The sequence below is a fragment of the Geomonas sp. genome, from assembly GCF_035254065.1.
Lineage (GTDB): Bacteria > Desulfobacterota > Desulfuromonadia > Geobacterales > Geobacteraceae > Geomonas.
On sequence record NZ_DATFBA010000174.1, the window covers coordinates 1 to 5,206 of the forward strand.

At 61.1% G+C, this 5,206-nt stretch carries 5 protein-coding genes; 2 read left to right on the forward strand and 3 right to left on the reverse strand.

All coding sequences use genetic code 11. The features are described from left to right. Positions 1–103: 103 nt before the first annotated feature. From VJ604_RS08495 to VJ604_RS08505, 3 genes are read right to left on the reverse strand one after another with little or no spacing between them, the layout of a single operon-like run. Positions 104–493 (reverse strand): DUF1634 domain-containing protein, encoded by a 390-nt coding sequence (locus tag VJ604_RS08495; protein WP_324081567.1) that lies wholly within the window; start codon positions 491–493, stop codon positions 104–106. 1 nt (position 494) lies between these two features. Further along, on the reverse strand, positions 495–1,331 hold the full coding sequence (locus tag VJ604_RS08500) for a sulfite exporter TauE/SafE family protein (protein WP_324081569.1): 837 nt from the start codon (positions 1,329–1,331) through the stop codon (positions 495–497). 49 nt (positions 1,332–1,380) lie between these two features. Beyond that, positions 1,381–1,959: a hypothetical protein gene (locus VJ604_RS08505; protein WP_324081571.1), complete on the reverse strand. Its 579-nt coding sequence runs from the start codon at positions 1,957–1,959 to the stop codon at positions 1,381–1,383. A gap of 472 nt (positions 1,960–2,431) precedes the next feature. On the opposite strand from VJ604_RS08505, the gene VJ604_RS08510 reads away from it, so the two are divergent. Continuing rightward, positions 2,432–2,890, forward strand: a complete 459-nt coding sequence (locus VJ604_RS08510; RefSeq protein ID WP_324081573.1) for a MamS/MamX family magnetosome protein — start codon at positions 2,432–2,434, stop codon at positions 2,888–2,890. 129 nt (positions 2,891–3,019) lie between these two features. Next, positions 3,020–4,708 (forward strand): FAD-dependent oxidoreductase, encoded by a 1,689-nt coding sequence (locus VJ604_RS08515; protein ID WP_324081574.1) that lies wholly within the window; start codon positions 3,020–3,022, stop codon positions 4,706–4,708. Positions 4,709–5,206: the final 498 nt, after the last annotated feature.

Sequence of the window (5,206 nt, forward strand, 5' to 3'; positions counted from 1 at the left end):
CCCTTCAAGGGGAGGGACAGGGTGAGGATGGGTTGCGGGAGAGGTGATCACCAGAGGGTATGGGAATAGGGTCTGGCGAGAGGGGACGACGCAGCCTCCCGCCTTAGCCGGTCACCCCGAAAAGGCTGTACAGCAGCAGGACCAGCACGAAGAGGGTGATCATCACGTAGAGGTGGTCCCGGTGCTCCAGGAACATGAAGATCGAGAAGGCGACCCGTGAGACCGGAGTGGCGATCAGGACCAGGAGCCCGAGCTGGATGATCCCCCTGCTATGGAACCCTGCCACGTCCCCCAGGATCCCCTGCAAGCTGCGCAGATCGGAGGGTTCCCCGCGGAAGACACGGTAATCGGGAAGGGTGGTCCCGTAGCGGTGCAGGAAAAGAAGCCCCCCCGCCAGCACCACCGCACCTGCCAGCACCACCCCGCTTTTCAGCAGGCCGGCGATGATCGACTCCGACCGGTACTCCGTCCATTTCTCGCTCCCCTTCGGCATGCTAGAGCCTCCCGGTGATGCCGTTGTAGATCATCTCCACGGCCAGAAAGAGTATCACCACGCTGAAGACGGCGCGCAGCAGGGTGGTGGTCCGCTTGAACAGCTGGCGCACTCCCAGAAGCGAGCCGATCAGCACCCCGAGCATCACCGGCATGGCCAGCCCCGGATCGAGGTAGCCCCGGTTCAGGTAGACCCCCGCGCTGGCAGCGGCGGTGACCCCGATCATGAAGTTGCTGGTGGTGGTAGCCACCTTGAAGGGGATGCGCATGGCGCGGTCCAGGGCGAGCACCTTGAAGGCGCCGGAGCCGATGCCGAGCAGCCCGGACAGGGTGCCCGCTACCAACATCAGGGCGAAACCGGCCGGTACGTTTTGGACACGGTAGCTTTCCGCCCCCTCCGATGTCGGATAGCTGCCATCCAGGCGCAGGCGAGTCGCCAGGGGGTCGGGGGCCTGGATTTTCTCGACTTGGTGGCGGGTGGTGAAGGAGAGGTAGGCTGAATGGAGCAGTACCATGCCGAACACGGTGGAGACCAGCGATGGACGCAGCCTGGTGGTCAGAAAGGCCCCTGCCAATGCCCCCATGGTGGTGGCGGTCTCCAGGAACATGCCGATCCGGACGTTGGTGTACCCCTTGCGGACGTAGGCGGCGGCCGACCCGGAGGAGGTGGCGATAACCGATACCAGGGACGCTCCCGCGGCATAGCGGATGTCCACCCCGAAGAGCAGGACCAGCATGGGGACGATCACCACGCCGCCCCCAAGTCCTGTCAGTGCGCCCAGGAATCCCGCCGCGACGGAACCGGCAAAGATCACTGCTGTGAACTCGAGGACATTCATCGTTGATGCCTCGCAATGTGCAGGCCTTCTTGCTCGACAAGGCTCAGGATCACTTCCTCTTGTTAGACACTTCCTCGCCAGGCTGCGCCCTCTTTGCCAGATCCCCGTAGTACTTTTCAATGCAGGAAGGGCAGATGCCGTGCGTTAGGTCCGCTCCGGTAAGCTGGCTTAAGTAAACCTCGATCTTCTCGTAGAATCCCTTGTCGTTTCTTACCGAGTGACACCATGCGCAGATCGGGATCATATCCCGCAACTCCCCGATTTCCGAAAGAGCCTGTCTCAGTTCCTGGTTGGTCTGGTCCTTTTCCCGCAGTAGGTTGCTGATTTTCCAAACACCGTAGCTGATAACGAGCAGCAGAACGACCTTAATCCCTTCGTCCCAAACCAGGTAGGTATTGTCCCGGGAATAGCCGGAGAGGGTATCTTTGATTACGACCAGGGCGCCGGCAAAAAGCGATAACGTCATGGTGACCGCCCTTCGGTCGAACCAGGCGATGGTCGCCACCGGGATCAGGTAGAGCGGGAAAAGGCTGAACCTGAATCCGCTGCGGTAATCCCAGTAGGCAGTGAGAACGATCAGGCAGAAGAGAAGCGGTGCGTCGGTGCTACGATTGTACTTTCTGTTCATCTTCTTCTCCACGAGCGGCAGACGGCGGGACACACGGGCGCCTGTTCAGCTCAGCCTTATCATACCAGCCTGCATGAACCTGCGCCATCGTGGACGCCTGCCGACGTCCCCCCAAATCCTGCCACCTCCCCGTTCCGCTGCGATATCCGAGGCGAAAGGCAGTCGGCAGTGCAGCTGATTTGCATATTGACATATAAATTATTGTATATAAAATCGTTGTCACCGGCGATGACAAACTGAGGGTCGACGGCGAGGCCAGGGAATTTCTGATATCCGCAGTCGCAGTGACTTGCGGGCGCGATCGTCGTCTCATTGTTCACGAAAGGGGAGAGATGAATCTTTCCCTGTATCGTTGCAGGTTCATGGTGCAGGCAGTCCAGGCGTTTGACTTCCCTGTTGTTCCCTGCACAATTGAACGGTTACACACCACCGTAGGGAAGGAGCAGTTCAACCCGGACAAGGAGGAACGCTGATGAAGACGACACGGTTTGGCATCTTGCTGATATGCCTGTCCCTGCTTTTGGCCACCTCGGCCCTGGCAGCCTCCGGAGGTCGATGGCAAGGTAGCGGCGGTTGGGGCCCCCAGGGCTCCTATGGACGGCTCTACGACCCCGCCACGGTGGAATCCCTCCGAGGCAGCGTGCTCGAGGTGCTGAGGATGACCCCTATGAAGGGGATGGGGGCGGGAATCCATCTGAAGCTCAGGACAGAAACGGGGGTGATCTCCATCCATCTCGGTCCGGCCTGGTACATCGAGCGGCTCGACACCCGCATCGAAAAGGGTGACCAGCTCGAGGTCAAGGGCTCTCGGGTGACGCTGGACGGCAAACCCGCCATCATCGCGGCGGAGGTGAAAAAAGGCGACCAGGTGCTGCTGCTTCGCGACGACAGCGGGATTCCGGCCTGGAGCGGCTGGAGGCGCGGAAGATAAGGGTTCAGCTTGCTGGCGGCAGGTCCGGGGGCGGCCATCGAGGTGGCCGCTTCTCTGTGGTGCCGCAAAACTCCCCCATGATACAGGGGTAACGCTGTTGCCGGACCCAGACGCAGAGGAGATCGGGAGATGAAGATGAAAATAGTGGTAATCGGAGCCAACGCCGCGGGGGCCAAGGCCGCTTCCAAAGCCAAGCGGTTGAACCCTGCTGCTGAGGTCACCGTGGTCGATCGCGGAACCTTCATCTCTTACGGCGCCTGTGGCATCCCCTATTATCTTTCCGATACGGTCACCCAGCTCAAGGAGCTGATGAGCACCCCGGTCGGGGTGGTGCGCGACGCGGCCTTCTTCAAGAAGGTCAAGGGGGTTGTGGTCCGCACCAATACCGCGGCCATCGCCATCGACCGCAGTGCCAAGACCGTTGACCTCCTGGAAACCACGACGGCCGAGCGCTCCTCCCTTCACTACGACCGCCTGATACTGGCCACCGGCAGCTCTCCCATCATCCCCGTCCTGGAAAAGGTGGGGTTGCCCGGCATCCTCACCGTCAAGTCCCTGGAAGATGCCGACCTGCTCAAGGAAAGTGCCGTTGCCGGCGCCCGCGCCTGCATCGTCGGGGGCGGGCTCATTGGATTGGAGACAGCTGAGGCTCTACGGCAGAAGGGGCTGCAGGTGACGCTGGTGGAGATGCGCGAGCAACTGCTGCCCGGCCTCCTCGACCCGGAGATCGCCCTGCAGGTAGAAAAGCACCTGAGGCAGCAGGGGGTGACGGTGCTGACCGGCTCCCGGGTCACTGGCTTCCAGGGGCGAGATGCTGTGGAGAAGGTGCTGCTTGGCGAGCAGGAAGTCGCCGCCGACCTGGTTGTGCTTGCCCCGGGGGTGACCCCCAACGCCGCGCTTGCCAAGGCCGCAGGTCTTGCCATCGGGGCGACTGGCGCCATCGCCGTCGACGCCTGCCTGCGCACCAGCGACCCGGACATCTTTGCCTGTGGAGACTGCTGTGAGACTACCCATCTGATCACCGGTCGACAGGTCTTCATCCCGTTGGGGAGCACGGCCAACAAGCAGGGGAGGGTTGCCGGCATCAACGCCGCGGGGGGAGAGGCCACCTTCGCCGGGGTTATCGGCACCAGTATCCTCCGGATATTCCACATCAATGCTGGCAAGACCGGGCTTACTGAGGCCGAGGCGCGTGCCAATGGCTTCGAGGTCGAGACCGTGATTTCGCCGGCTCCCGACCGGGCCCATTTCTTCCCGGGCGCCAAGCCCATCGTGCTCAAGATGGTGGCCGACCGCAAGACGGGGCGCATCCTCGGCGTGCAGGCGGTCGGAGAGGGGGCCGTCGACAAGCGGATCGATACCGCAGCGACCGCCATGACCTTCCACGCGACTGCCGAGCAGTTGGCCCAGGTCGATTTGGCCTACGCGCCCCCCTACGCTGCTGCCATGGACAATCTCATCGTCTGTGCGGACATCATGAAGAACAAGCTGACCGGCCAGGCCAGGGGGATCTCGGCCGGGGAGGTGAAGCGGAAGCTCGACGAGGAGGAAGATTTCCTCCTGCTGGACGTCCGCTCACCTGCAGAGCATGGGGAGGTGGGTATCGAGGGGGCCACCCTGATCCCGCTCGGCATGTTGCGCGAAAAACTGGATGAGCTCCCCCGGGACAAGGAGATCGTTGCCTTTTGCAAGATCAGTCTTAGGGGCTATGAAGCCCAGAAGATCCTTGATGCCGCTGGGTTCAGCAACGTGAAGTTCATGGATGGCGGCATCCTCGCTTGGCCGTACCATCTGAGGGTAGGGGGCAAAGAGAGCTGACAACCCGGCCGCTTCGCCAAAAGGCCCGCTCCCAGCTTTGGGAGCGGGCTTTATTATTGCGGGAAAAGCCGGTGATCTTTTGTTGTTAGCGCCCGGAAATCATGCAGGAACGTCGGCAAAATCTTTCCATCTTAGGCCAGGTGGGGGAACCCGGCGGCGAGTTTTGGGAGATTGCAACGGCAAGCGTGCTCGGGAGCTAAAATGCGAGCCACTCCTTTTCGTGTATACTCAACATCTCGGAATGTCTAATTGATTTATTCGGACACTCAACGTATTAGGTTAGGCACTGATATGGTGGATATACACTTATTCGATGGAGGAATCATGAATCTCAAGCCACGTGTTCTGCTCTTCGTAACGTCTGCACTTCTCCTGGCCTTCACGGCCGCCCCGGCACTGGCGGCGTCTCCGGTCTTCGATTATGACCGGGAGTTCTATCCCTTCTACCCGTCGCTTATCAAGTGGAACAAGTCCAGCGTCCAGTTCACCCCTCCCAGC

Coding starts and splice junctions, on each gene's coding strand:
- VJ604_RS08500 (WP_324081569.1), bottom strand. CDS start 1,331: ATGAATGTCCTCGAGTTCACAGCAGTGATCTTTGCCGGTTCCGTCGCG.
- VJ604_RS08505 (WP_324081571.1), bottom strand. CDS start 1,959: ATGAACAGAAAGTACAATCGTAGCACCGACGCACCGCTTCTCTTCTGC.
- VJ604_RS08515 (WP_324081574.1), top strand. CDS start 3,020: ATGAAGATGAAAATAGTGGTAATCGGAGCCAACGCCGCGGGGGCCAAG.
- VJ604_RS08495 (WP_324081567.1), bottom strand. CDS start 493: ATGCCGAAGGGGAGCGAGAAATGGACGGAGTACCGGTCGGAGTCGATC.
- VJ604_RS08510 (WP_324081573.1), top strand. CDS start 2,432: ATGAAGACGACACGGTTTGGCATCTTGCTGATATGCCTGTCCCTGCTT.